The sequence below is a fragment of the Bradyrhizobium sp. USDA 4473 genome (genome assembly GCF_054063335.1).
Genome location: NZ_JBSSGE010000001.1, coordinates 6,886,302 through 6,910,571, shown reverse-complemented (window position 1 = coordinate 6,910,571; position 24,270 = coordinate 6,886,302). Strand labels below are relative to the sequence as shown.

General features: G+C 64.7%; 24 protein-coding genes and 1 pseudogene. 13 read left to right on the top strand and 12 right to left on the bottom strand.

Annotation, left to right across the window (positions count from 1 at the left end; translation table 11 throughout):
- Positions 1 to 12: 12 nt before the first annotated feature.
- The 5 genes from ACVW17_RS32645 to ACVW17_RS32625 all read right to left on the bottom strand — a co-directional run bounded on the left by ACVW17_RS32645 (position 13) and on the right by ACVW17_RS32625 (position 5,299).
- Entirely contained in the window at positions 13 to 480 is a 468-nt protein-coding gene (locus ACVW17_RS32645) for a CBS domain-containing protein (RefSeq protein ID WP_456755704.1), read from the bottom strand.
- A gap of 250 nt (positions 481 to 730) precedes the next feature.
- The gene (oxlT, locus tag ACVW17_RS32640; RefSeq protein WP_456755703.1) at positions 731 to 2,047 is read right to left on the bottom strand and encodes an oxalate/formate MFS antiporter; all 1,317 of its coding nucleotides are present in this window, start codon (positions 2,045 to 2,047) and stop codon (positions 731 to 733) included.
- Positions 2,048 to 2,288: 241 nt separating this feature from the next.
- Positions 2,289 to 3,581, bottom strand: coding sequence for an oxalate/formate MFS antiporter (oxlT, locus tag ACVW17_RS32635; RefSeq protein WP_456755701.1), 1,293 nt, complete (start codon positions 3,579 to 3,581; stop codon positions 2,289 to 2,291).
- A 274-nt stretch (positions 3,582 to 3,855) separates the two neighbouring features.
- Positions 3,856 to 4,008 (bottom strand): hypothetical protein, encoded by a 153-nt coding sequence (locus ACVW17_RS32630; protein ID WP_456755700.1) that lies wholly within the window; start codon positions 4,006 to 4,008, stop codon positions 3,856 to 3,858.
- A gap of 307 nt (positions 4,009 to 4,315) precedes the next feature.
- Entirely contained in the window at positions 4,316 to 5,299 is a 984-nt protein-coding gene (locus tag ACVW17_RS32625; RefSeq protein ID WP_456798311.1) for a cysteine synthase A, read from the bottom strand.
- A gap of 184 nt (positions 5,300 to 5,483) precedes the next feature.
- Here ACVW17_RS32625 and ACVW17_RS32620 point away from each other — a divergent pair, with 184 nt between their 5' ends.
- Positions 5,484 to 5,771, top strand: coding sequence for a hypothetical protein (locus tag ACVW17_RS32620; protein ID WP_456798310.1), 288 nt, complete (start codon positions 5,484 to 5,486; stop codon positions 5,769 to 5,771).
- A gap of 74 nt (positions 5,772 to 5,845) precedes the next feature.
- Here the strand turns inward: ACVW17_RS32620 and frc are convergent, their stop codons facing one another.
- The 3 genes from frc to ACVW17_RS32605 all read right to left on the bottom strand — a co-directional run bounded on the left by frc (position 5,846) and on the right by ACVW17_RS32605 (position 9,684).
- On the bottom strand, positions 5,846 to 7,123 hold the full coding sequence (gene frc, locus ACVW17_RS32615; protein WP_456755697.1) for a formyl-CoA transferase: 1,278 nt from the start codon (positions 7,121 to 7,123) through the stop codon (positions 5,846 to 5,848).
- Between the two features lie 60 nt (positions 7,124 to 7,183).
- Positions 7,184 to 8,917 carry an oxalyl-CoA decarboxylase gene (gene oxc / locus ACVW17_RS32610; protein ID WP_456755696.1) on the bottom strand — a complete coding sequence of 578 codons (1,734 nt, stop codon included), beginning with the start codon at positions 8,915 to 8,917 and terminating at the stop codon, positions 7,184 to 7,186.
- A 71-nt stretch (positions 8,918 to 8,988) separates the two neighbouring features.
- Entirely contained in the window at positions 8,989 to 9,684 is a 696-nt protein-coding gene (locus ACVW17_RS32605) for a GntR family transcriptional regulator (RefSeq protein WP_456756578.1), read from the bottom strand.
- A gap of 216 nt (positions 9,685 to 9,900) precedes the next feature.
- Between ACVW17_RS32605 and ACVW17_RS32600 the strand changes: the two genes are divergently transcribed.
- The 6 genes from ACVW17_RS32600 (at position 9,901) to ACVW17_RS32575 (ending at position 15,052) form a co-directional block, all read left to right on the top strand.
- A complete protein-coding gene (locus ACVW17_RS32600) occupies positions 9,901 to 12,030 on the top strand; it encodes an acetate--CoA ligase family protein (protein ID WP_456798309.1) in 2,130 nt (709 codons plus the stop codon).
- Between the two features lie 172 nt (positions 12,031 to 12,202).
- Positions 12,203 to 13,000, top strand: a complete 798-nt coding sequence (locus ACVW17_RS32595; protein ID WP_456798308.1) for a sterol desaturase family protein — start codon at positions 12,203 to 12,205, stop codon at positions 12,998 to 13,000.
- Complete coding sequence (locus ACVW17_RS32590; protein WP_456798307.1) at positions 12,987 to 13,364, top strand: hypothetical protein; 378 nt, start codon at positions 12,987 to 12,989, stop codon at positions 13,362 to 13,364. The genes ACVW17_RS32595 and ACVW17_RS32590 overlap by 14 nt, the downstream gene beginning before the upstream one ends.
- 12 nt (positions 13,365 to 13,376) lie before the next feature.
- Positions 13,377 to 13,574, top strand: coding sequence for a hypothetical protein (locus ACVW17_RS32585; RefSeq protein ID WP_456731904.1), 198 nt, complete (start codon positions 13,377 to 13,379; stop codon positions 13,572 to 13,574).
- Positions 13,575 to 13,602: 28 nt separating this feature from the next.
- Positions 13,603 to 13,911 (top strand): DUF6166 domain-containing protein, encoded by a 309-nt coding sequence (locus ACVW17_RS32580; RefSeq protein ID WP_456755692.1) that lies wholly within the window; start codon positions 13,603 to 13,605, stop codon positions 13,909 to 13,911.
- A 31-nt stretch (positions 13,912 to 13,942) separates the two neighbouring features.
- Positions 13,943 to 15,052, top strand: a complete 1,110-nt coding sequence (locus tag ACVW17_RS32575) for a Zn-dependent alcohol dehydrogenase (RefSeq protein ID WP_456755691.1) — start codon at positions 13,943 to 13,945, stop codon at positions 15,050 to 15,052.
- 6 nt (positions 15,053 to 15,058) lie between these two features.
- On the opposite strand, the gene ACVW17_RS32570 is transcribed toward ACVW17_RS32575, so the two are convergent.
- Together ACVW17_RS32570 and ACVW17_RS32565 are read right to left on the bottom strand one after the other, a co-directional pair.
- A complete protein-coding gene (locus ACVW17_RS32570; protein WP_456798306.1) occupies positions 15,059 to 15,817 on the bottom strand; it encodes a GntR family transcriptional regulator in 759 nt (252 codons plus the stop codon).
- Between the two features lie 103 nt (positions 15,818 to 15,920).
- On the bottom strand, positions 15,921 to 17,333 hold the full coding sequence (locus tag ACVW17_RS32565; protein WP_456755689.1) for an MFS transporter: 1,413 nt from the start codon (positions 17,331 to 17,333) through the stop codon (positions 15,921 to 15,923).
- A 285-nt stretch (positions 17,334 to 17,618) separates the two neighbouring features.
- Between ACVW17_RS32565 and ACVW17_RS32560 the strand changes: the two genes are divergently transcribed.
- From ACVW17_RS32560 to ACVW17_RS32545, 4 genes and pseudogenes are all read left to right on the top strand, one after another.
- Positions 17,619 to 18,026 carry a hypothetical protein gene (locus tag ACVW17_RS32560; RefSeq protein ID WP_456755688.1) on the top strand — a complete coding sequence of 136 codons (408 nt, stop codon included), beginning with the start codon at positions 17,619 to 17,621 and terminating at the stop codon, positions 18,024 to 18,026.
- A gap of 156 nt (positions 18,027 to 18,182) precedes the next feature.
- Positions 18,183 to 18,962 carry an NYN domain-containing protein gene (locus tag ACVW17_RS32555; RefSeq protein WP_456755687.1) on the top strand — a complete coding sequence of 260 codons (780 nt, stop codon included), beginning with the start codon at positions 18,183 to 18,185 and terminating at the stop codon, positions 18,960 to 18,962.
- A 211-nt stretch (positions 18,963 to 19,173) separates the two neighbouring features.
- Positions 19,174 to 19,564, top strand: a pseudogene (locus tag ACVW17_RS32550) (DUF1236 domain-containing protein).
- Positions 19,565 to 19,742: 178 nt separating this feature from the next.
- Positions 19,743 to 20,804 carry a ketopantoate reductase family protein gene (locus ACVW17_RS32545; protein ID WP_456798305.1) on the top strand — a complete coding sequence of 354 codons (1,062 nt, stop codon included), beginning with the start codon at positions 19,743 to 19,745 and terminating at the stop codon, positions 20,802 to 20,804.
- Positions 20,805 to 20,936: 132 nt separating this feature from the next.
- On the opposite strand, the gene ACVW17_RS32540 is transcribed toward ACVW17_RS32545, so the two are convergent.
- A complete protein-coding gene (locus ACVW17_RS32540; protein WP_456755684.1) occupies positions 20,937 to 21,539 on the bottom strand; it encodes a thiamine pyrophosphate-dependent enzyme in 603 nt (200 codons plus the stop codon).
- An 8-nt stretch (positions 21,540 to 21,547) separates the two neighbouring features.
- Positions 21,548 to 22,123, bottom strand: coding sequence for a thiamine pyrophosphate-binding protein (locus ACVW17_RS32535; RefSeq protein WP_456755683.1), 576 nt, complete (start codon positions 22,121 to 22,123; stop codon positions 21,548 to 21,550).
- Positions 22,124 to 22,398: 275 nt separating this feature from the next.
- Here ACVW17_RS32535 and ACVW17_RS32530 point away from each other — a divergent pair, with 275 nt between their 5' ends.
- Together ACVW17_RS32530 and ACVW17_RS32525 are read left to right on the top strand one after the other, a co-directional pair.
- Entirely contained in the window at positions 22,399 to 23,364 is a 966-nt protein-coding gene (locus ACVW17_RS32530) for a Bug family tripartite tricarboxylate transporter substrate binding protein (protein WP_456798304.1), read from the top strand.
- A 4-nt stretch (positions 23,365 to 23,368) separates the two neighbouring features.
- On the top strand, positions 23,369 to 24,265 hold the full coding sequence (locus ACVW17_RS32525) for an amidohydrolase family protein (RefSeq protein ID WP_456755681.1): 897 nt from the start codon (positions 23,369 to 23,371) through the stop codon (positions 24,263 to 24,265).
- Positions 24,266 to 24,270 lie beyond the last annotated feature (5 nt).

Below are 24,270 nucleotides of genomic sequence, written 5' to 3'. Positions count from 1 at the left end.
AGATCGAGACGGCTATTGGGTCGGCTGGGCCTGCTCGGATGTTTGATAGGCCGTCACGGTGCGCGCCATCGCAGCCGTCGCTTCCTCGTCGAACGCGGCCGAGATGTCGCGCATGCTGACGACGCCGATCAGGCTGTAATTGTCGATCACGGGCACGTGGCGGATGTGGTGCTTGGTCATGAGATGACGGATGTGCTCGAGCGTGTCGCTCGAATTGCACGACACCAGCTGCTGCACCGAGACGAACTGCGACACCTTCATGTTGGCGCCGGCCGCACCGTGCGCGGCGATCGCACGCACCACGTCGCGCTCGGTGAACATGCCGGCGCAGGTGTTGCCTTCGGTGCGGACGACATCCTTGACCACGAGCGCGCTGATATTGCTGGCACGCATCAGCTGCGCGGCGATCGCGACCGTCTCGTTCATGCGGACCGTAGCGACGCGAGGGGTCTTCTTGCGCAGGATATCTCCGACTTGCATGGCAACCTCCTTGGGATCATCGGTGACCTAGTCTGGTATACATAATACCAATTGTCAACGGGCGGATTGCAGCAATCTACCACCGGGAAACAGCTTAAATAGGCAGGTTTGCTGACATGTTGAGCCGGCGAGCGATCACCGCCGTCCCGGCCATCTGGTATCTGGTATCCCTGACGATGCCAAACGAAAGAGGCGCACCGGGGTGCGCCTCGATCCGTCCGGCAGGCGATCGCGAGATCAGGCGGTCTTGTCAGGCGGTTTTGGCGCCCGGCGCGGTCTCGGTCGCGGCGGCCGCTTCGTTGCCGTGGATGAAGGCGCGGCGCATCGGCTTGATCACGAACAGCGCCATCAACGCCGCGGTGGCGTTGAGCGCGACCGCGATCACGAACACCGCCTGCCAGCCATAGCTGGCGGCAACGATACTGGCGGCCGGCACCAGCAGCGCGGCGGTGCCCTTCGCGGTGTAGAGCATACCGTTGTTGGTGGTCGCGAACTTCGCGCCGAAGGTGTCGCCGGAGGTCGCCGGGAACAGCGAGTAGATCTCGCCGAACACGCCGAAATAGACCGCGGTCGCCAGCACGAACACCAGCGGATTGTGGCCCCAGGTCGACAGCGTCAGCAGCATCAGCGCGCCGGTGCCGAACGCGATGAACATGGTGTGCTCGCGGCCGATATTGTCGGAGACCCAGCCGAAGAACGGCCGTCCGAACCCGTCGAAGATGCGGTCGAGCGAGATCGCAAAGGTCAGCGCGGCCATCTGGAAGCCGGCGAGCGAGACCGGCGTCGTGGCGATCTTGTAGTCGTGCGCGATCGGCGCGATCTGCGCCGCCGCCATCAGGCCACCGGAGGCGACCATCACGAACACCAGGTACATCACCCAGAAGATCGGGCTGCGCAGCACCTGCGGCGGCGTGAAGTCGATCTTGGTCTGCGGCAGATTGAGCTGCTTCTTCTTCGGCGGGATCATGACCGAGGGCTTCTGGATGAAGAAGGCGAGGATGAAGACGATCAGGCCTTGGCCGATGCCGAAATCGAAGAACGCGGTCCGATAGCCGCTCGCGGCGATCATGTTGGCGATCGGCACGACGGTGATCGCCGCACCCGCGCCGAAGCCGGCCGCGGTCGCGCCGGCGGCGAGGCCGCGGCGATCGGGAAACCACTTCAGCGCATTGCCGACGCAGGTGCCATACACCGCGCCCGCGCCGATGCCGCCGACCACGGCCGCAGCGTAGAGCAGGGTCAGCGAGTCCGCATAGGAGTTCAGCACCCAGGCCAGCGCGATCATGATGCCGCCGAACATGATGACGATCCGCGGACCGTATTTGTCGACGAACCAGGCCTCGACCGGCACCAGCCAGGTCTCGGTCACGACGAAGATCGTGAAGGCGAACTGGATCGCCGCGCGGCCCCAATGGTGTGCGCCGTCGATCGGATCGACGAACAGCGTCCAGCCATATTGCAGGTTCGCGATCATCGCCATGCAGACGATGCCCATGACGAGTTGCAGCCAGCGGAAGCCGCTGGACGAAGGTTGAGCTTGTGTTGCGGCCGTATTGCTGGAAACCATCAAGTCCTCCCGAGCGCGCCCGGTCTTCGTGAGACCCAGTGTCGCAATTCTTGTGGCGTATCGTCGCAAGCGCTCGGGCGAGGTTGGTATACTATATTCCAGAAAGCAAGCTGATCTTCTGCTGCGACGCAGCAAAACTGGCATATTTTCGGCTGATCCGGCTTCTCGGCGGGGTGCCGCAAAACGAAAAATGCCCGGCGATCCGCCGGGCATTTCGTGAGCGGAAGAGCGGGTACGTTGCTTACGCCGTCGCCGATTTCGCGACCACGATTTTCCGCCATGGCTTGAGCACCGCGATCGCGAGCAGCGAAGCCAGGATGTTGGCGCCGGCCGCAACGATGAACACGCTGTCCCAATGGCCCGACGACTGCTGCATGTAGTTGGCGATCGGCACCAGCAGCGCGGCGGTGCCTTTCGCGGTGTAGAGCAGGCCGGCATTGGTGGTGGCGAATTTGGCGCCGAACGTGTCGGTGCAGGTCGAGGGGAACAGCGAGTAGATCTCGCCCCAGGCAAAGAACACGAAGCCCGAGAGCAGCACGAACCAGATCGGATCGTGACCCCAGAGATAGAGCATCCAGATGCCGAAACCTTCCATGCCGAAGGCGATGAACATCGTGTTCTCGCGGCCGATCATGTCGGAGATCCAGCCGAAGAACGGACGCGTCAGGCCGTTGAGCACGCGGTCGATGGTCGCGGCGAAGGTCACCGCCGTCATGGTCACGCCGATCAGCGTCACCGGGATGCTGTCGACCTTCCAGTCGACCGCGATCGGCTTCAGATTCGCCGTCACCATCAAGCCGCCGGCGCCGACGATCACGAACATGAAGTACATCAGCCAGAAGATCGGCTGGCGCAGCACTTCGGTCGGCTGGTAGTTGCGCCTGGTCTGGATCAGATTGGCGTTCTGCACCACCTGCGGCACCTGGCCGGCTTTCGGCGCAAGCAGGAAGAAGGCGAGCAGCACGATGATGATGCCTTGGCCGAGACCGAAATACAGGAAGGTGGTCTGGAAGCCGGAGTCCTTGATCATCGCCTGGATCGGCGCCACCGTGAGCGCGGAGCCGGCGCCGAAGCCGGCTGCGGTGATGCCTGCGGCGAGGCCGCGCTTGTCGGGAAACCATTTCAGCGCGTTGCCGACGCAGGTGCCGTAGACGCCGCCGGCGCCGATGCCGGCGATGATCATGCCGAGATAGTAGCCGTTCAGCGAGGTCGCCTGCGCGTTGATCGCCCACCCGATCGCGCACAGGATGCCGCCGATCAGCACGACGAGGCGCGGACCGTATTTGTCGACGAACCAGCCCTCGACCGGCACCAGCCAGGTCTCGAACAGCACGAAGAGGGTAAAGGCCCACTGGATCGAGGCACGATCCCATCCAAACTTCTTCTGGATGTCGGGGACGAAGAACGTCCACCCGTATTGGTAGTTTGCGATCATCACCATCGCAGCGACGCCGATGGCGAGTTGCGTCCAGCGATAGGTGTCGCTGACACGCGCGGCCGCGGGGGCCGCAGTTGCCTGAACCATGTCCGACATTGATCCTCCCAGTGCGCGCTTATCGTCATTCTGCTTTTGGCGCGGCGCGGCCATCTTGGTATTCGATATGCCAAGGTTCAAGCTGTCGCAGGTGCGGCGTGCGCATATGCCGCAGAAGACCGCATGCCACAGAAGATTCGGGGCCGCGCGAACACTAGTTCAGCGCGCAAAAAAAATGGCCCCGAAAATCGGGGCCATTGGTCGAAGGTTCAATGTCAGGTCGCATCTTGCGCCGAAACACCGGCCGGCGAAGCGCGCGTGGAATCCCGGTGCCTTAGAGGCCGAAGCGCGGCAGGTCGCCGTTGCGGTTGGAGATCTCCGCGCTCTTCATCAGAAGGCGGTCGATCGAAGCCAGCAGGCGGCCGAGCAGGGTGTCGGCGGGCGCGAGCGCGATGGCGGTGGTCTTGATGGCAGTGGTCTTGGACATTGTCGTCCCCTTTGGCTGGAGGCCAGCAACGGGCCGGCTCATCATCTGCCGCCAAACTATGTATACCAGATGCCAGATACAACGAACTTGTTTGCATAGCAGCATGCGCGGCTGTGCAATGCAGCAAAATGGGCCGATTGGTATCCCAAATCGGCCCTTCTGGCCGCCATCCGGCCGGCCATCATAAAAAGTGCCGACCTATGAGAGCTCGGTGACGCTGAGGACTTGCCGGAGGGGAGGAAGATGGCGAGACCAGCGGCGAGGGCAGTTGATCGGAAGCACGATTCCGTGACGCCGGCCGGCCGCCTCAACTCATCCAGCGCGGCAGCGGCAGATTTTTCTTGCGCAGGAAATCCGCATTGAAGAGCTTGGATTGGTAGCGTTGGCCGCCGTCGGCGAGGATGGTGACGATGGTCTTGCCGGGGCCGAGCTCGCGCGCGAGCCGCATGGCGCCTGTGATGTTGATCGCGCTGGAGCCGCCCAGCACCAATCCCTCGTGCTCGATCAGGTCGAACAGGATGGGCAGCGCTTCCTGGTCCGTGATGCGGTAGGCCATGTCGATCGGCGTGCCTTCGAGATTCCTGGTGATGCGGACCTGACCGATGCCCTCGGTGATCGAGTCGCCCTCGGTCGTCAGTTCGCCCCTGGTGAACCAGTTGTAGAGGGCGGCGCCCATGGGATCGCTGAGCGCGATCTTCACGTCGGCGTTACGCTCCTTGAGCGCGCGCGCCACGCCGCCCAAGGTGCCGCCGCTGCCGACCGCACAGGTGAAGCCGTCGATCTTGCCGTCGGTCTGCCGCCAGATCTCGGGACCGGTGGTGCGATAATGGCCGTCGCTGTTGGCGACATTGTCGAACTGGTTGGCCCAGAAGGCGCCGAGCTCCGCGGCGAGACGGCCGGAATAGCGCGCGTAGTGACGAGGATCGGAATAGGGCACCGCGGGGATCAGGCGCAGATCGGCGCCGTAGAGCCGCAGCAGGTCCTGCTTCTCCTGGCTCTGCGTGTCGGGCATCACGATCACCGAACGATAGCCGCGCGCATTGGCGACGAGCGCGATGCCGATGCCGACATTGCCGGCGGTGCCTTCGCCAATGACGCCGCCCGGCTTCAGCTCGCCGCGCCGCTCGGCGTCGTCGATGATCGCCAGCGCCGCACGATCCTTGATCGAGCCGCCCGGATTGAGGAATTCGGCCTTGCCGTAGATGTCGCAGCCGGTGGCTTGCGATGGCCCGCGCAGCCTGATCAGGGGCGTATTGCCGATCGCCTCCAGGACACCCGAGCGAACATTCATGCTGCCGCACCCTTTGTTTTGTTGCGGTATCTTACGCCGGGCCGGTCAGCGCGTTGGTGCTGTTCTCGGCTTGATTTGGGAAGTATCTCTATCGTCCGCGCGGCGATGCCGACGATTTCGTTCTTTTGAAGGAGGCGGCGTCATGCGGGCTTTCACTTCAACGTCCAAGGAGGAGGTGCCCGTCATGCGAACGCTGATCGTTCTCGCCTTCGCAGCCTTCGTCGCCGTTCCGACATTGGTCGCGGCGCAACCCATGACTGCGCAGCAGTATCACAAAGAGAAAGGCCTCTGCGCCTGCCCCGAAGACAAGGACATGGCCGGAAACATATGCGGAAGGCGAAGTGCCTTCTGTGAGAGCGACAGCATCGACATTCAGAATTGCTATCTGAAGGACGCTGAGCGCCGAAAGCAAACGGAGTGCTCGTTCGTTTACGATCCGATCCGGCCGTCGCCGCTCGCGCCGAAGAGATAATCGAACAGGACGCTACCAATGAAAAATGGCCGCGGTTGCCCGCGGCCATTTATGGTGTTGATTGAACGCAGGCCTTACTCGGCAGCCTGCTTGCGCGGTGGGTCGAGCGCGCCGGAGTCATGGATCTCGGCGACCTGGTGATCGCTGAAGCCGAGCACCTCGCGCAGGATCTCGTCGGTATGCTCGCCGAGCAGCGGCGAGCGCTGAACGTCGCTCGGCGAATCCGACAGCTTGATCGGGTTGCCGACCGAGATGTACTTGCCGCGGGTCGGATGATCGACCTCGACCACGGTGCCGGTGGCGCGCAGCGACTGGTCTTCCGCGATCTCCTTCATCGAGAGGATCGGACCGCAGGGGATGTCGTCCTTGTTGAGGATTTCCATCGCCTCGAATTTTGTCTTCGTCATCGTCCACTGTTCGATGCGGGCAAAAATCTCGTTGAGCCGCGGCAGGCGGGCCGGCGGCTTGGCGTAGTTCGGGTCGGTCTTCCAGGAGGGCTCGCCGATCACGTCGCAGATCTTCTCCCAGACCGGGGCTTGGGTGATGAAGTAGATGTAGGCGTTTGGGTCGGTCTCCCAGCCCTTGCACTTCAGGATGCGGCCGGGCTGGCCGCCGCCGGAATCGTTGCCGGCGCGCGGCACGGCATCGCCGAACGGAATGCCTTCGCCGAACTGGCTGTATTCCTTGAGCGGGCCGTGGGCGAGGCGCTGCTGGTCGCGCAGCTTGACGCGGGCGAGGTTGAGCACGCCGTCCTGCATCGCCGCGGTGACGCGCTGGCCCTTGCCGGAATGGGTGCGGTGATAGAGCGCGGTGACGATGCCGAGCGCGAGGTGCAAGCCGGTGCCGCTGTCGCCGATCTGCGCGCCGGTGACCAGCGGCAGGCCGTCGCGGAAGCCGGTGGTCGAGGCGGCGCCGCCGGTGCACTGCGCGACGTTCTCGTAGACCTTGCAGTCCTCATACGGGCCGGGGCCGAAGCCCTTGATCGAGGCGACGATCATCTTCGGGTTGATGGCCTGGATCTTCTCCCAGGGAAAGCCCATGCGATCGAGCACGCCGGGACCGAAATTCTCGACCAGCACGTCGCACTGCTTGATCAGCGCGGTCAGCACTTCCTTGCCCTTCGGGTTCTTGGTGTCGAGCGTGATCGAGCGCTTGTTGTGGTTCAGCATGGTGAAGTACAGGCTGTCCACGTTCGGGATGTCCTGCAGCTGGCCGCGCGTGATGTCGCCGACGCCGGGACGCTCGACCTTGATCACGTCGGCGCCGAACCAGGCCAGCAATTGCGTGCAGGTCGGACCCGACTGGACGTGGGTGAAATCGAGAATGCGAACGCCCTTCAGCGCCTTGGTCATATCTATTGCTCCGTACTCTGGTCTGCCCCTGCACCCGCAGGGAGTGATGGGTTGAGGGGTTTACTTCTTCTTGCTCAGGACGCTCTGCGGATTGAGGTTGCCAATGCGGCCGCTCTCCGAGCCCGCCGCCGGATCGATCACCGCGTTGATCAGCGTCGGCTTGCCGGAATCCAGCGCCGCATTGACCGCGCGTTTCAATTCGTCCGGCGAGGTGGCGTTGACGCCGACGCCGCCGAAGGCTTCCATCATCTTGTCGTAGCGCGAGCCCTTGACGAACACGGTGGTCGCCGGATCGTCGCTTGTGCCGTTGACGTCGGTGCCGCGATAGATGCCGTCATTGTTGAAGATCACGACGCAGATCGGCAGCTTGTAGCGGCAGATGGTCTCGACCTCCATACCCGAGAAGCCAAACGCGCTGTCGCCTTCGACCGCCAGCACCGGCAGGCCGGTCTCGACCGCGGCCGCGATCGAATAGCCCATGCCGATGCCCATCACGCCCCAGGTGCCGACATCGAGCCGCTTGCGCGGCTTGTGCATGTCGACGACGCCGCGGGCGAGGTCGAGCGTGTTGGCGCCTTCGTTGACGAAGATGGTGTCTGGACGCTCCGCGATGATGGCGCGCAGCGCGCCGAGCGCGCCGTGATAATCCATCGGCGAGGCGTTGCTCATCAGCTTCGGCGCCATCTTGGCGACGTTGTCGTCGCGCTTCTTGGCGATGGTCGCGAGCCAATCGCTCGGCGCGGCAGCCCAGTTCGCGCCCATCGCATCGAGGAACGCGGAGACGCAGGAGCCGATATCGCCGACCACGGGCGCCACGATCTCGACGTTGGAATCCATTTCCTTCGGCTCGATGTCGACCTGGATGAACTTCTTCGGGGCCTCACCCCAGGTCTTGCCCTTGCCATGCGAGAGCAGCCAGTTGAGCCGGGCGCCGATCAGCATCACGACGTCGGCTTCCTTCAGTACGGTCGAGCGCGCCGCACCGGCGCATTGCGGATGCAGGTCGGGCAGCAGGCCCTTGGCCATGCTCATCGGCAGGAACGGTACGCCGCTCTTCTCGACGAAACTCTTGATCGCCTCGTCGGCCTGGGCATAGGCCGCGCCCTTGCCGAGGATGATGAGCGGGCGCTTGGCGCTCTTCAGCACGTCGAGCGCGCGCTTGACCGACGACGGGGAGGGGATCTGCTCGGGCGCCGCGTCGATCACCTTGACCAGCGACTTCTTCCCGGCGTCGGCATTCATCACCTGCGAGAACAGCTTTGCCGGCAGGTCGAGATAGACGCCGCCCGGACGGCCCGATACCGCGGCGCGAATGGCGCGCGCAAGCCCGATGCCGATGTCCTGGGCGTGCAGCACGCGGAACGCCGCCTTGCACAGCGGCTTGGCGATCGCGAGCTGGTCCATCTCCTCATAGTCGCCCTGTTGCAAATCGACGATCTCGCGCTCGGAGGAGCCCGAGACCAGGATCATCGGGAAGCAGTTGGTGGTGGCATGCGCCAGCGCCGTGAGGCCGTTGAGGAAGCCGGGCGCGGACACCGTGAGGCAGACGCCGGGCTTCTTGGTGAGGAAGCCGGCGATCGAGGCCGCATAGCCGGCGTTCTGCTCGTGGCGGAACGAGAGCACGCGAATGCCCGCCGCCTGGGCCATGCGGCCCAGGTCCGTGATCGGGATACCCGGCACACCATAGATGGTGTCGATGCCGTTGAGCTTGAGCGCATCGATGACGAGGTGGAAACCATCCGTCAGCTCTTGCTCGGTGCCCGGTGCCTCGGATTTCGTAGCGGTATTCAGCATCGGCATCGTCTCCCTGATCGTTCTTGTTCGGACGATCTGTTTGTCGTCAGAAGCGTGTGGACTCGAAGTATCTAAGTGAACAGTTCCTGACCGTGCGCCTCGACATAGGCGGCAAGGCCGAGCGTGTGATCGCGCGACCGCTTCTCGGCGAGTTCGGTGTCGCGCGCCTCCAGCGCCTCAATGATCCCGAGATGCTCGGGCAGCGAGGTCGCGGTGCGGTCCTTGCGGCCGATCGTGAGCTGGCGATAGCCGCGCACATGCAGCAGGAGGTCGTTGGTGAGGTCGACCAATACGGGTGATTCCGACAGCGCGATCAGCGCCTGGTGGAAGGCGATGTTGGCCCTGGAATATTCCTCGACGTGATCCTGCGGCAGGCGGTCGTCGCTGAAGTCCTTGAAGAAGTCGCGCAGCGCCGAGATGTCCTTCTTGCGCGCGGTGGTGGTGATCAGGCGCGCCGCCATGCTCTCCAGCGCCGCCCAGGCGCGGATCATGTCGACGATCTCCGACTTGGTGCGACGGACCACGATGATGCCGCGCCGCGGCACGGTCTTCACGAAGCCGTCCTGCTCGAGCATCGCGATCGCTTCGCGGATCGGCGTGCGGCTGACGCCGAGGCGTTCGGACAATGCGCGCTCGTCGAGCATCACCGGCTCGGGCGTCGCGTAGATGTCCATCTTCAGGATCGCTTCCTTCAAGGCTTCATAGGCCTTGTTCTTGAAGCTTGTCTCCGGCGCGATGCGGACGATGGCGATATCTGTGTCAGCCATGTTGGGCGACGCCTTGGTCTGTTTCGGGTCAGGCACGACTCGTCTCCTCCTCTTGGAGACGTCTTCTTAGCAGAAGAAATTACCTTAGATTTTTGGCATGCCAAATACCAGAATGTCAAGACGTGCATATTTTTCGGCATTTTTGGGGGGCGACCGACCTTGACAATTGCGTTTTTGGCATACCAAATGCCAGGAAATTGTCCCAGGAGGAAGCCGATGTCAAATTCGAAGGATGCGGTCCGCAAAATTCTCGATGCGGTCAAGGCCGACAAGCGCACGAGCCTCACCGCGCCCGAAGGCAAGGTGGTCTGTGACGCCTACGGCATTCCGGTGCCGAAGGAGGGCGTCGCCAAGTCGGCCTCCGAGGCCGCGCGGATCGCCTCCGACATGGGCTTCCCGGTCGTGATGAAGATCGTCTCGCCGGACATCCTCCACAAGACCGAGGCCGGCGGCGTGATTGTCGGCGTCAAGAGCGCCGTTGACGCCGAGAAGAGCTACGAGACCATCCTGGCCAACGCCAAGACATATAAGGCCGATGCCAAGATCGAGGGCATCCAGGTCCAGCAGATGCTGGGGGGCGGCACCGAGGTGATCGTCGGCTCGATCACCGATGGCTCGTTCGGCAAGCTGGTAGCCTTCGGCCTCGGCGGCGTGCTGGTCGAAATCCTCAAGGACATCACCTTCCGCCTCGCGCCCGCGACCAAGGACGACGCGCTGTCGATGCTCGACGGCATCCAGGCCCATGAGATGCTGAAGGGTGTGCGCGGCGGCGAGCCGGTCAACCGCGAGGCGCTCGCCGACGTCATCGTCAAGGTGTCGCAGCTGGTCAGCGATTTCCCCGAGATCGTCGAGCTCGACCTCAATCCGGTGTTCGCCACCAGCAAGAACGCGATCGCCGCCGACGTCCGCATCGTCGTCGACTTCGACTACAAGCCACGCCCGGCGCCGCGTCCGACCGAAGAAATCGTCGCCGCGATGAACCGCATCATGCAGCCGAAGGGCGTGGCCGTGATCGGCGCCTCCGCCGAGGACGGCAAGATCGGCAACTCCGTGATGAAGAACCTCATCAACGGCGGCTATAAGGGCGAGATCTACCCGATCCACCCCAAGGCCGAAGAGATCCTCGGTTACAAGGCCTACAAGAGCGTCAAGGACGTGCCCGGCGTGATCGACACCGCGGTGTTCGCGATCCCGGCGAAATTCGTCGCGGGCGCGTTGGCCGAATGCGGCGAGAAGAAAATCCCCGGCGCCGTGCTGATTCCCTCGGGCTTCGCCGAGGCCGGCGCGCCGGAATTGCAGGCCGAGATCGTCGAGGTCGGCAAGAAGTACAATATCCGCCTGATGGGGCCGAACATCTACGGCTTCTACTACACGCCGGCCAATCTCTGCGCCACGTTCTGCACCGCCTATGACGTCAAGGGCCACGCCGCGCTGTCGTCGCAGTCGGGCGGCATCGGCATGGCGATCATCGGCTTCTCGCGCTCGGCCAAGATGGGCGTGTCGGCGATCGTGGGCCTCGGCAACAAGTCCGATATCGACGAGGACGATCTGCTCGCCTTCTTCGAGCAGGATCCCAACACCAATCTGATCGCGCAGCACTGCGAGGACCTGAAGGACGGCCGCGCCTTCGCCGAAGCCGCCAAGCGCGTCTCCAGGAAGAAGCCGGTGGTCGTGCTCAAGGCGGGCCGCACCTCTGCGGGTGCGAAGGCGGCGTCGTCGCACACCGGCGCGCTGGCCGGCAACGACAAGATCTACGAGGACGTGTTCAAGCAGTCCGGCGTGATCCGCGCCCGCTCGCTCCGGCAGCTCTTGGAATTCGCCCGCGGCGTGCCGGTGCTGCCGACGCCGAAGGGCGAGAACGTGCTGATCATCACCGGCGCCGGCGGCTCCGGCGTGCTGCTGTCGGACTCCGTGGTCGACAACGGCCTGTCGCTGATGTCGATGCCGCCGGACCTCGATGCGGCGTTCAGAAAATTCATCCCGCCGTTCGGCGCGGCCGGAAATCCTGTGGATATCACCGGCGGCGAGCCGCCGATCACCTATGTCAACACCGTGAAGCTCGGCCTGTCGGATGAGCGCATCCACGCGCTGATCCTCGGTTACTGGCACACCATCGTGACGCCGCCGATGGTGTTCGCGCGCAACATGGTCGAGGTGAAGAAGGAGATGGAGGCCAAGGGCTTCGTCAAGCCGATCGTCGCCTCGCTCGCCGGCGACGTCGAGGTCGAGGAGGCCGCCGAATATCTCTACCAGAACGGCATCCCGGCCTACGCCTATTCGACCGAACTGCCGGTCGAGGTGCTCGGCGCCAAGTACAAATGGGCCCGCGGCGCCGGCCTGCTCTGATCGTCTGATCTGTCGAGACCAAAGGCCGCCCCGGACATCGTCCGGGGCGGCCTTTTCATTGGTTCCGCGCGCCAGGCGCTTGTTCCCGATCGCATCCGGACCACCGACGAAGCTTGCCTTTCGCATCTGATGTGCTACTGATATGTCAGATGAGGCGCATGGAGGACCGGCGATGGAGTTGGCTGCAACAGGGATGACCGACCGCCAGCGCAAATATCGCGCGACCTACCGCGAGCGCGTGGTGGGCTGGTACAATGGCTGGCTGCATGTCGTGCTGATCTACACGATCGGATTCACGGCGCTGTACGTCTATCTGGCCAATGTGCACGCCGTGAAATGGTGGGAATACCTCACCATTCCCGTGGTCTTCCTGATCGCCAACTTCTTCGAATGGGCGGTGCATCGCTTCGTCATGCACCGGCCCTCGAACGTGCCGCTCCTGCGCGCGATCTACAGCCGCCACACGCTGATGCACCATCAATTCTTCACCGAGGAGGAGATGCGCTTCGCCGATCATCACGACTGGCGCGTCACCTTCTTTCCGCCCTATGCGCTGGTCGTGTTCACCCTGATGTCGATCCCGCCGGCGATCGTCGCGGGTCTGGTGATCTCGGCGAATGTCGGCTGGCTGCTGATCACCACGACCACGACGATGTACCTGATCTACGAATTCATGCATTTCTGCTGCCACGTCGAGGAAAACGCCTTCGTGCGCAACATGCCGTTCGTCAACACCATCCGCCGGCACCATACCGCCCATCACAACCAATCGATCATGATGGAGCGGAACATGAACCTGACCTTCCCGGTGATGGACTATGTGTTCGGTACCTCCGATCTCAATCGCGGCCTGCTCGGCCACATCTTCAACGGCTACAGCACACGCTATGTGAAGACCGACATGCGGCGAACGGCGCGGACCCCGCGGGTCGTGGTGAAGGAGCAATCGGTGCCGCATGCCGCAGCTTGAACCCAATCTCACAGGGCTTGCCTGGTTCGGCGTGCTGTGGAGCGTGTGCTGCATCGGCTTCCTGCAACTGGCCGGGATGTATCCGCTGCGCGGCCGCGCCGTTCTGCCGGTGACGATGACCGCCGTGTTGTGGGTGCTGTTGCTCGCGGGCACGCTGGCATTCGCATTGGCCGAATTGCGCTGGACCACCGTCGTTGTCGTGGGCGGTCTGCTGCTGCTGTTCGTGCCCGGACTGTTTCAGGCGCTGCCGGACTGGTGGCGCGACGGGCGCGCGGGATTGCGGCTGTCCTGTTGCGCCATGTTTGCAGCACTCGTGCTGCTGGTCGGCGTGGCGGCGACGTCTTTTCACATCTGGATGGCCTGAAGGGAGATCGCGATGCCCAGCCACATCAAGCTCATGCTGTCGCTGGCGTGCCTCGCCACGGCGGCCTGCGGGTATGTCTTCATGGTCTATCTTGGACAGCAGGGACCGAGCTACGCGGTCGCTTTCCTCGGCGTGTTCGCCACGGTCGCGATGTGGATCTTCCCCGAGGTCGTGAAGAAGGACCTCAAGGTCCGTTCGCCAGGATCTTGATGTGATGTTGCGGCACGGGAAGGATGCAATGGCGAGCTACACCGGGGACCGCACTATCGACGGCATCTCCGTCCTGGTCGACGGCGAGCCGCTGTCACCGCATTACGACCAACTCCGGCTCACCGAGCACGGCTTTGAATGGAGCTATGAGGGGCCCGAGCCGGCACAGCTGGCCTTCGCGCTGCTCTATGAGCATCTGCGCGACGCCGCTGCCGCGAAAGCGCTGCACGCGGCGTTCATGCGGCGCGTGGTCGCCAATTTCGGCAATGAATGGGAGCTGTCCTCGGCCGATCTCGACGAGGCAGTCGCCGCGCTGCGGTTCGGACAGCCGGCCTGATCTCGTTTCTCCGACAAAGGGCCCCCTCGAGATGACCCTGAGCTGTCGCGCGGCGGTACTGCATCAAAGCGGAACGCCGCTCTCGATCGAGCGCGTTTCGCTGGCACCGCCCACGTCGACCGACGTCGTGGTGAAGGTGCGGGCCGCGGGGCTCTGCCACACCGATCTGGAGGTGATCGACGGATCGCTGCGCTATCCCTTGCCGATGATCCTCGGGCATGAGGCGGCCGGCGTGGTTGAGGAGGTCGGCAGTGCGGTGCGCGACATCAGCGTCGGCGATCACGTCATCCTGTCCTGGAATCCGCATTGCGGGCACTGTTTTCAGTGCGATCGCGCGCAACCGATCCTGTGCGAGACCTATCTCGCCAGGGGCGCGGAAGGCGTGCATTTCGACGGCGCGTCGAAGGCACAACTCGAGGGCGGCAGCAGCCTGGCGCATTTGATGTTCCTCGGCGCGTTCTCGGAATATGTCGTGTTGCCGGCGCAGCAGGCGATCGTGGTGCCCAAGGCCATCCCGTTCGACCGCGCCTGCCTGATCGGCTGCGGCGTCATGACCGGCGTCGGCGCCGCGCTGAACGTCGCCGAGATCGGCCACGGCGATACCGTGATGGTCACCGGCTGCGGCGCGGTCGGGCTCGCAGCGGTGCAGGGCGCACGGCTTGCGGGCGCTGGTGCGATCATCGCGGTTGACCTCGACGATGCAAAACTTGCACTGGCGCGACAGCTCGGCGCAACGCAAATCGTCAACGCGGCGCGCGAGGACCCGGTCCGGCTCGCAAGAGAGGCGACGGGCGGGCGGGGCGCCGACGTCATCCTCGAGGCGGCGGGCCACCCCAAGGCGTTTCGGCAGACTGCGGAGGCGGTGCGGCCCGGCGGCGAGGTGATCTGGCTCGGCAAGATCGACGTCTCGCACGACGTGAATTTCCGTTGGGGCGCGTTGATGGGCGAGAAGCGATTTCGCCGCTCGAGCTATGGCGGCGCGCGGCCGCGGCGCGACTTTCCCTGGCTGGCGCAGGCCTATCTCGATGGCCGGCTCAAGCTCGACGAGCTGATCACCGGCCGTTGCACCCTCGACGGCATCAACGATGGTTTCGAGGCGTTGCGGCGCGGGCGATCGATCCGCACGGTCGTCGAGTTCTGAAAGCTCTTACAGCGTCGAACGCGCGAAACTCTCGATGTAGTTGATCAGACTGTCGGAGGCCGCGCCGGCGGCGTCGATGCGGCGGTCGGCGATGGCCTCGGCGACGTCGGCGTGCAGGCGCGCCGCGAGCGGCAGATCGGCCGCTTCCTTATAGTGCTGATACCAGAACCGGCGCGACAGGCCATGCATCAGGCCCATGGCGCGGGCGGCGAACTCGTTGCGCGACGCCGCGGAGACCAGCGTGTTGAACTGGTGGTCCAGCCGCATGAACAGCAGGTCGTCGGATTTCTCCGCCGCGCGCCGCATGCCGGCGGCGATCTCGGAGAATTGCGCGCGCTGCTCGCCGGTGGCCCGCTCGGCGGCGCCGCGCGCCATCAGCCGCTCCAGCTCGCGCCGCACCTCGAGCAGGCGGAGCTGGGCCCGCAGGTCGATCTCGGACACCAGCACGCCGCGACGGGCCAGGATGTTGACGAGGCCGTCGCGCGACAGCCGCTGCAATGCCTCGCGGATCGGGGTGCGGCCGATGGCGAGCCGCTTGGCGAGCACGAGCTCGGAGAGCGCGGTGCCGGGGGGCAATTGCAGCGTCACGATCAGTTCTTCCAGCTCGGCATAGGCGCGATCGGTGAGGGTGACGTCGCTCTGCGGGAGAGCGGTCTGCGCGGACGCGCGCGGCTTGTCGCCGGCGGCGGATGATTGCCGTGCCGGCCGACGGCTCCCTGTCGCGCGCGCGCGCGCCGTGCTGGATCGCTTGTTCGAATCTGCCATCGGATCACTGCTGTACAGCAGATATCTCACACGCCCGATGGGCACTGACAAGGCCGGCCTATCAGTCTAAGCGAATCGGGGGCCGCGAAGGGTCATGCATTGATCAGTGCGAAATGCTCTCCAGCGTCCGGCCGCGGGTTTCCTCGCCGAGCAACAGCACCGCAAGCGCGGCCACCACGAACGCGCCGGCGCCGAGCGCGAACACGCCGCCCTGTCCGGCCGCCGGCAGGATCACGCCGATCACATAGGGGCCGATCAGCGAACCGATTCGGCCGACCGCGGAGGCAAAGCCGGTTCCGGTCGCCCGGACATGGGTCGGGTACAGTTCAGGCGTGTAGGCGTAGAGCGCCGACCACATGCCGAACAGGAAGAACTGCATGCAGAGGCCGGCAATGATGAGCTGGGTCTGGTCCGCCGCCGAGCCGTAGAAGTGGCAGGCGATCGCGCCGCAGAGCAGGTTCATCACCAGCGTCGCCCTTCGGCCCCAGGATTCGACGAGCCACGCCGACATCAGGAAGCCGGGGATGCCCGCGAGCGAGATCAGGATGGTGTAGAAAACCGATTTGGTGATCGGAAATCCTTTGGCCTGCAACAGTGCGCCGAGCCAGGTGGTCAGGCCGTAGAAGCCGAGCAGCGCGAAGAACCACAGCGTCCACAACATCGTGGTTCGCTTGGCGTAGACGCCTGAAAACAGCGTCCTCAGGCCGGTCACTTCCGAGGCGGGAGCGGCGGGCTGCCGCACCACCGGCGGCAGATCGTGACTGCCGAGGCGATCGCGCACCCTGGTTTCGATGTCGCGCACGGTCGCTTCGGCCCGCTCCGAATAGCCATGCGACGCGAGCCAGCGCGGCGATTCCGGCACATAGCGTCGCACCACCAGCACGAAGACGGCCGGGATTGCCTGCAGGATGAAGACCCAGCGCCAGTCGGCGGCCTGCAGCACGAAGTAGGTCAACAGCCCCGACGCGATGAAGCCGAGCGGCCAAAATCCTTCGAGGAACGCGATGTAGCGGCCGCGGTTCCTGGCCGGCATGATTTCCGAGACCATCGACTGCGCGACCGGAAACTCCATGCCCATTCCGAAGCCGAGCAGCAGGCGGGATGCGCCGAGCGCGGTCGCCGTCGTGGAGAGACCGCAGAACAGGCTGCCCAGGCCCCAGAAGATCATGCTGACCTGGAAGACGCGGGCGCGGCCGAACCGGTCGGCCAGCAGGCCGGCGGACGCAGCGCCCATGAACATGCCGAGGAAGCTCATGCTCGACAGCAGGCCGGCCTCCGCCGTCGACAGGCCGAAGGTCTGGCGGATCGAGCCGAGCACGAAAGTCAGCGCGGCGAGATCCATGCTGTCGAAGAACCACGCGGTCGCGATGATCCCGAAGATCCAGCGCTGATAGGAGGTCAGCGGCAGGCGTTCGAGCCGTGCCGCGATATCGGCCACCTGCTGCGCCTGCGCGGTTCGTGCAACGGCGGCTGGAGCCCGGCTTCCGGCCGATGCCGTGACGTCGGAAATGGTCATTGCTGTCCTCCCCAGGTGGACATTGGCGGGCTGTTGGACGGGCTCTTGCGGCTCTTTAATAAAATGTCACACGGATAGCAGTAATATGTCAATTGCTGATCACGAGCAGATTGGCAGCACGGGCCCCTTGTGATCCGATCGGCTATGGATGCCGCTTCGGCCAGTTTCCGAACCGCCATCAAGACCGGGTTAACGGCATCCGAGAAATCGGGGGCTAACGGATAATCCGGCTTTAACGGGGGGCCGATTACACGTCGCTTGGTTGCACGGAGGCGTTTTCCCCATATGTCAGTTCAGGTCGATTCGGATTTTGCGAGCGAGGATCGCGCGCGTGCGCAGATCGGTGCGGCGGTGAGCTTTTTGCTCCGCGACGCGAGCGGCGTCGCACGCGAGCATGCCGTCGAGGCCATCGTCGAGATGGTGCGCCAGCTTGCAAGCCTGCCGCCGACGCTGGACACGCCATCGATTCAGCCATTGATGAGCGGCATCGCCTATCGCGACTTCGTCATCGATGCCTACCGCCGCGATGTCGATCGCTGGCGCGCGACCATCCGCCGCTCGAACGGCAAGAAGATCCGGATCGCCTCGCCGCCTTCGGTGCGCGACGAGGCGACGACGACGGCGGATGCGATCACCGCCGAGAAGGCTATCGAGTTCGCCAGGCGGGCGATCGACATGGGCGAGGTGCTCTGACCCGTACGGCACCAAGCTTGCCGCGGCGGCGAAACGCTGTCTGACAGCCGGTGACTCTATGCTTGGGACGCGCGATGTGCTCCGATACGACGGCTGCGCCGGTTCCGGAGCCGTCGACCGGAATCTCGATCCATCGTGTCCCAGCCGAGAAACGCCATGCCGTCCGAACTCCGCTCGCCCCGTCTCGCCGTCCTGATCGACGCCGACAATGCATCCGCAAAGATCGCCGACGGGCTGTTCGAGGAGATCGCCAAGATCGGCGAAGCCAGCGTGCGCCGCATCTACGGCGACTTCTCCAATCCGCGGTCCAGGGCTTGGGCCGACATCCTGTCGAAGCACGCCATCATCCCGCAGCAGCAATTCGCCTACACCACCGGCAAGAATGCATCCGACATCACCCTGGTGATCGACGCCATGGACCTGCTGCACAGCGGCCGGTTCGACGGCTTCTGCCTGGTGTCGTCGGACAGCGATTTCACCCGGCTTGCCGCCCGCATCCGCGAGCACGGCATCGACGTGTTCGGGTTCGGCGAGCAGAAGACGCCGGAGAGTTTCCGGCAGGCCTGCCGCCGGTTCGTCTATACCGAGAATCTGCGCGGTGGCGCGACGAGCCATAAGGATGCGGCGGTGCGTCCGCAGCCGCTGCAGCCGCCGGACGCCGCCACGCCGATCCTCAAGAACGTCATCAGCCAGATGGCCAGCGAAGACGGCTGGGTGACGCTCGGCGAGGTTGGCCGGCAGCTCGCCAATCTCGCATCGGATTTCGATCAAAGGACCTACGGCTTCCGCACGCTCGGCGAGCTGGTGCGCAGGACCAACGCGTTCGAGATCGAGTCGAAAGGCGGGACGATGCGGATTCGCATCAAGCCGGCGGCTGCGCCGCCGCCACGACGGCGCGCGCCACGACGGCGAGCCGATCCGAAACCGCCGCAGTGAAAGGCGCGCGGCTGCACTGAACCGGTCTTTGAATCTGAACCAATGATGAATGCCGCTACGGACAAGATCCGGAGCGGCATCTTTCACTAGCGTGGGAACCGAAACGAGTTGCGGCGGAACTGAAATTTGCGCTCAAGTTGCGCGCTGGAACTGGAACGTCTCGTTCCCTGCGATGTTGAAGGGGCGTCTTGCAACTCGGAGGAGGACAACCATGAACAAGCGTTTTGCCGTTTCCCTTGTCGCTGCCGCCTCGCTGCTCGCGTCCGGCTCGGCCTTCGCGCAGTCGACGACTGCAGCGGGCGCCGCCAACGGTGCGCGGACCGGTGGCGAGATCGCGGGCCCGGTCGGCGAGATCGTCGGCGGCACGGTCGGCGCCGCAGTCGGTGCCGGCCTTGAAATCCCAAATGCCGTGATCACCGCGATCCCGCGCGACGAGCCGTCGGTCGTGGTGCGTGAGCGCGTCGTGGTCGGCGAGCCGCTGCCCGACACCGTCGTGCTGCGCCCGGTGCCGCGCTACAGCGAATATCGCTATGCCGTGGTCAATGATCGCCGCGTGATCGTGGAGCCGGCGCACCCGCCGGATCGTGAAGATCATCGACTGATCGGGCGTGTTCTTACTTGTCGAGATCCTCGCGGGCAGATCGCCCGCGAGGATTTTCGCATGGCACAGGCCCGCTTTTTTCATGAAGCAGCCAGTTGGCCTGGCGGCTCGATCGCCTAGACTGGCGCGCAATCGGCGAACGCAGCCAGCGTCCGCCCCAATCAAGAGCAGGGTGGAACATGGATCGGAAGATCGCGATCGTCGGCGCCGGTGCGGTCGGCGGCTACGCCGGTGCGCATATGGTGCAGGCGGGGGAGGACGTCACCTTCATCGATCCCTGGCCCGAGCACGTCGCGCACATGCGCAAGCACGGGCTGCGCGTTACCCACGCAATGGATGTCGCCGAGTTCTCGGTGCCGGTGCGTGCGCTTGATATCACCGACGCGCAGCGGCTCGCAAAGGAGAAGCCGGTCGATATCGCGTTCGTCTGCATGAAGTCCTACGACACGGCCTGGGCCACCATGCTGATCCGGCAATATCTGGCGCCTGACGGCTACGTCGTGTCGCTGCAGAACTGCATGAACGAGGAGACCATCGCCGGCATCGTCGGCTGGGGCAAGACGCTCGGCTGCATCGCGAGCAGCATCACCGTCAATTTGCCGGAGCCCGGCCACATCCACCGCGGCGCCGGCAAGGGCGGGGCGGCGCACACTGTATTCCGCGCCGGCGAGGTGCATGGCCGCATCACCGCCCGGGCAGAGGAGGTGTGCCGGCTGGTCGGCTATTCCGACAGCGCCAAGGTCACCTCGAATCTCTGGGGTGAGCGCTGGTCCAAGCTCGTTGCCAATGTGATGGGCAACGGGCTGTCGGCCTGCACCGGCCTAGCGGGCGGCGAGGTGCTGCAAAGCGAGCCGCTGCGCCGATTCTCGACCCGGCTCGGCAGCGAGGCGATCCGCGTTGGCCAGGCGCAGGGCTATCAGCTGGAAGAGATCCTGCATCTGCCGCCCTCGACGATCGCCCGCGCCGGCGAGGGCGACGAGGCCGCAACCCGCGCCTGCGACGAGCAGCGCTTCAAGGATGCCAAGCGCACCTCGTCGGCGCAGCGCCCCTCGATGGGCCAGGACATGCAGAAGGGCCGCCGCACCGAGATCGAATTCCTCAACGGTCTCGTGGTGCGCGAAGGCGAGAAGCTCGGCATCGCCTGCAATGCCAATGCCGCGCTGACCGACATCGTCAAGCGCGTCGAGCGCGGCGAACTCGCGCCGGATCCGCGGCACATCACCGAGCTGCGGATGAATTGAGCGGGAAGCTCTCGTTGCCTCTCGTCATTGCGAGGAGCGAAGCGACGAAGCAATCCACTTCCCGCACGGCCGGAGAGGTGGATTGCTTCGCTCCGCTCGCAATGACGACTGGAGATATTGCGATAGACCGCCCTACAGCAGTTGCCGCACCCCCATCCCGTTCATGAACCGCTCGCGGATCTGCACGGGATCGCGTCTTGTCGTGCCGGTGCCGGGCTTGTCGTCGATGCGGACGCCGATCAGGGTTGGGCCTGCGGTCTGCTTCGACTGTTCGATCAGCCGCTCGAAATCGTCCTCGTCGGCGGCCCAGGAGCTGTTGGCAAGGCCGCTGGCGAGCGCGACTGCGACGATGTCGGTATGGCCGGCGGCCGGGGTCGGCTGGCTGCCGGTGATCTGGTAGATGCCGTTGTCCATCACCACCACGGTGAGATTCTCCGGCGCCAGCGTCGCGATGGTCGAGAGACAGCCGAGCTGCATCAACAGCGAGCCGTCGCCTTCCAGCGCGAACACGCGCCGCTTCGGCTGCGCCAGTGCGACGCCGAGCGCGATCGGGAAGGCGAGCCCCATGCTGCCCAGCATGTAGAAATTCTGCGGGCGGTGGCCCGCGGCCCACAGATCGAAGTTGGTGTTGCCGATGCCGCCGATCACGGCCTCGTCCGTCAGCCCGGCGACGAGGCGCTGGGTGAGATCGAAGCGGTTCATCACCTTGGTGTTGCGTGCGGGAGTGTTGGTCATGGCTGATCTCACTTGTCGAAGGTCTTGCCGCCGGTCAAAAGCGGCGAGAGGATCAGCGCCACCGGCGCCTGGGTGGTGACGGCCTGCTTGATCGAGCGGTCGGCGATGAATTCGAGCTCGTCGAGCCTTGTAATGGTGTGATGCTCCACGGCAAGCGAATCCAGCACCGGGCGCATGGTGCGGCAGACCAGCGCCTGGCCGTAATTGAACTCGCCGAGCGTGCCGCGCTCGGAGACGAACATGATCAGCGGGATCTGGTAGGGCACCGCGAGCGAGGCCAGCACATTGGCGAGTGTGGCAAATCCCGAGGTCTGCATCAGCACCGCGCCGCGCATCCCCGCCATCCAGGCGCCCGAGACGATGCCGACGGCCTCTTCCTCGCGCGCGGTCGGAAATGTCGTGAAATAGGGATCGGCGTGCAGGTCCTTGATCAGCGTGGTCAGCACCCGGTCGGGCACATAGGGCACCAGCTTGATCTCGTTCCGCTTCAGCGTCTGCAGCACGATGCCGTGCCAGGTGGTCGCCGCATCCTGGGACTTATCCTTGGCTTTATCCTTGGACGAGGCTTGTTCCGCGGCCGCCATCCTGCTCTCCCTGCTCGCGCGACCTGCTGGAGCCGTTTCCGTTCTGATTGGATCAGAACGGAGCTCCAGTTTTCTTACTTGACGCGTTTTCTTGACGCGAACCGGTGTCCACTTCGCTCGAAAACGCTCCCGTAGCCGCTTGCGGCACAAAACTTGACGCCGTGCATGTGATTGTCAACATGCCCCGGCCGCATCGCGATCTGCGGAATTCGGCGGTCCTGACGCCTGCCGCAACATGCGATACAGGCAGCAACGATAAACGACGGGAGGCGTGCATGGCCCGGTGGGTCTGGCGGATGGCCATCGCGGTCGCGGCGATGATCGCGGCCGGGCTCGCGTCCGCGCAGCCGTACCCGGCCAAGGCCGTTCACATTCTCGTTCCGTATCCGCCCGGCGGCGGCGTCGACGTGCTGACGCGGACGCTGGCTGAAGAGGTGTCGAAGAGCTGGACGCAGTCGATCGTGGTCGAGAACCGGCCCGGCGCCGGTGGGGTGATTGCCTCGCAAGCGATCGCGAGCTCGGCGCCCGACGGCTACAACCTGATCATGGTGGCGAGCGGCCACGCCACCAATCCGTTCCTTTATCCGAGGCTGCCTTACGATACGTTCAAGGATTTTTCGCCGATCTCGCTGCTCGCGTCGTCGCCGAACGTGCTGCTGGTGCGCGCGGATTCGCCGTTCAAGTCGGTCGGTGACGTCGTCGCCGCGGCGAAGGCGAAGCCGGGCAGCCTGTCGTTCGCGCATGCCGGCAACGGCACGTCGACCCATCTGGCCGGCGAGCTGCTCAACAATCTCGCAAAAATCGAGATCAGTGCGATCCCCTACAAGGGCGGTGCGCCGGCGATCAATGATCTGCTTGGCGGGCAGATTCCGATGTCGTTCAACAACGGGCCGGAATCGGTCGGGCAGTTGCAGGCCGGCACGGTTCGCGCGCTGGCGGTGACGACGGCGTCGCGCGCGCCGTTTCTGCCTGACGTGCCGAGCATGGCGGAGACCGAGCCGGGCTACGACACCGAGGTGTGGTGGGGGCTGCTTGGTCCCGGCAACATGCCGGCCGGCCTCGTCGCGAAGCTCTCGCATGATTTCGTCGCGGCGGTGAATACCGATGCCGTGAAGGAGCGTCTCGGCAAGCTCGGCGCGATTTCGATCGGGAGCACGCCGGAGCAATTCGCCGCCAAGATCAAGGCCGACTACGACAAATGGGGGCCGATCATCAAGGCCGCCGGCATGAAGGCGGAGTAAGCCAATGGCTGCATCAGAGATTCCAGCCTGCCTGCCGCCGCGTCCGGTGACGCCGCCGCGGGAGAAGCTGCCGCCGAAGGCCTGCGATACGCATGCGCATGTGTTCGGCCCCGCCGACCGCTTTCCCTATGCCGGCGATCGGAGCTACACGCCGCCGGACGCACCGCTTGCGAGCTATCTCGGCATGCTCGATGCACTCGGGTTCAGCCGCGGCGTGCTGGTGCAGGGCAGTGCACACGGCCACGACAATTCGGCAATGCTGGATGCGTTGCAGCGTGAGCCCGCTCGCCTGCGCGGCGTCGCGGTGGCCGATGCCGACGTCGCGGCGGGCACGCTGCGGCAATGGCATGTGCTCGGCGTGCGCGGCCTGCGCTTCAACCATTTCTTTCGCGGCGGGCAGCTGCATTATCGCGGCGGCATTCCGCTTGGCGTCGCCGAGACGCATGCGGCCGTGATGGGCGAGCTCGGCTGGCATCTGCAGCTCTGGATCGATGTGAAGGATCTGCCGGACACGATCCCGACGCTGAAGGCGCTCGGCTTGCCGGTCGTGGTCGATCACATGGGCCGCACCGATGCGGCCGCAGGGATCAACACCGCCGGTTTCCAGAGCCTGCTGCGCGCGGTGGATGAGGGCTGGTGCTGGGCCAAGCTGTCGGGCGCGCATCGCCTGAGCCGGCGGTCGCCGGATTATCCGGATGCGCGGCCGTTCCACGAAGCGTTGGTCGCGGCCAATCCTGAACGACTGGTGTGGGGCGGCGACTGGCCGCATCCTCGCGTGGAGGGCGAGATGCCCGACGCCGGCCATCTGCTGACGCTGTTCCAGGAGTGGACGCCGGATGCCGCCACCCGGCACCGCATCCTCGTCGACAATCCGGCACGACTCTATGGCTTCCCAAACTGAAGGCT

Bases quoted from the DNA above. Each gene is read 5' to 3' on its own strand.
- ACVW17_RS32525 (WP_456755681.1), top strand. From the start codon at position 23,369: ATGGCTGCATCAGAGATTCCAGCCTGCCTGCCGCCGCGTCCGGTGACG.
- frc (WP_456755697.1), bottom strand. From the start codon at position 7,123: ATGACCAAGGCGCTGAAGGGCGTTCGCATTCTCGATTTCACCCACGTC.
- ACVW17_RS32560 (WP_456755688.1), top strand. From the start codon at position 17,619: ATGTCAGTTCAGGTCGATTCGGATTTTGCGAGCGAGGATCGCGCGCGT.
- ACVW17_RS32605 (WP_456756578.1), bottom strand. From the start codon at position 9,684: ATGGCTGACACAGATATCGCCATCGTCCGCATCGCGCCGGAGACAAGC.
- ACVW17_RS32620 (WP_456798310.1), top strand. From the start codon at position 5,484: ATGCGAACGCTGATCGTTCTCGCCTTCGCAGCCTTCGTCGCCGTTCCG.
- ACVW17_RS32530 (WP_456798304.1), top strand. From the start codon at position 22,399: ATGGCCCGGTGGGTCTGGCGGATGGCCATCGCGGTCGCGGCGATGATC.
- ACVW17_RS32570 (WP_456798306.1), bottom strand. From the start codon at position 15,817: ATGGCAGATTCGAACAAGCGATCCAGCACGGCGCGCGCGCGCGCGACA.
- oxlT (WP_456755701.1), bottom strand. From the start codon at position 3,581: ATGTCGGACATGGTTCAGGCAACTGCGGCCCCCGCGGCCGCGCGTGTC.
- ACVW17_RS32645 (WP_456755704.1), bottom strand. From the start codon at position 480: ATGCAAGTCGGAGATATCCTGCGCAAGAAGACCCCTCGCGTCGCTACG.
- ACVW17_RS32630 (WP_456755700.1), bottom strand. From the start codon at position 4,008: ATGTCCAAGACCACTGCCATCAAGACCACCGCCATCGCGCTCGCGCCC.
- ACVW17_RS32580 (WP_456755692.1), top strand. From the start codon at position 13,603: ATGGCGAGCTACACCGGGGACCGCACTATCGACGGCATCTCCGTCCTG.
- ACVW17_RS32565 (WP_456755689.1), bottom strand. From the start codon at position 17,333: ATGACCATTTCCGACGTCACGGCATCGGCCGGAAGCCGGGCTCCAGCC.
- ACVW17_RS32595 (WP_456798308.1), top strand. From the start codon at position 12,203: ATGGAGTTGGCTGCAACAGGGATGACCGACCGCCAGCGCAAATATCGC.
- ACVW17_RS32535 (WP_456755683.1), bottom strand. From the start codon at position 22,123: ATGGCGGCCGCGGAACAAGCCTCGTCCAAGGATAAAGCCAAGGATAAG.
- ACVW17_RS32590 (WP_456798307.1), top strand. From the start codon at position 12,987: ATGCCGCAGCTTGAACCCAATCTCACAGGGCTTGCCTGGTTCGGCGTG.
- ACVW17_RS32625 (WP_456798311.1), bottom strand. From the start codon at position 5,299: ATGAATGTTCGCTCGGGTGTCCTGGAGGCGATCGGCAATACGCCCCTG.
- oxc (WP_456755696.1), bottom strand. From the start codon at position 8,917: ATGCTGAATACCGCTACGAAATCCGAGGCACCGGGCACCGAGCAAGAG.
- ACVW17_RS32555 (WP_456755687.1), top strand. From the start codon at position 18,183: ATGCCGTCCGAACTCCGCTCGCCCCGTCTCGCCGTCCTGATCGACGCC.
- ACVW17_RS32545 (WP_456798305.1), top strand. From the start codon at position 19,743: ATGGATCGGAAGATCGCGATCGTCGGCGCCGGTGCGGTCGGCGGCTAC.
- oxlT (WP_456755703.1), bottom strand. From the start codon at position 2,047: ATGGTTTCCAGCAATACGGCCGCAACACAAGCTCAACCTTCGTCCAGC.
- ACVW17_RS32575 (WP_456755691.1), top strand. From the start codon at position 13,943: ATGACCCTGAGCTGTCGCGCGGCGGTACTGCATCAAAGCGGAACGCCG.
- ACVW17_RS32540 (WP_456755684.1), bottom strand. From the start codon at position 21,539: ATGACCAACACTCCCGCACGCAACACCAAGGTGATGAACCGCTTCGAT.
- ACVW17_RS32585 (WP_456731904.1), top strand. From the start codon at position 13,377: ATGCCCAGCCACATCAAGCTCATGCTGTCGCTGGCGTGCCTCGCCACG.
- ACVW17_RS32600 (WP_456798309.1), top strand. From the start codon at position 9,901: ATGTCAAATTCGAAGGATGCGGTCCGCAAAATTCTCGATGCGGTCAAG.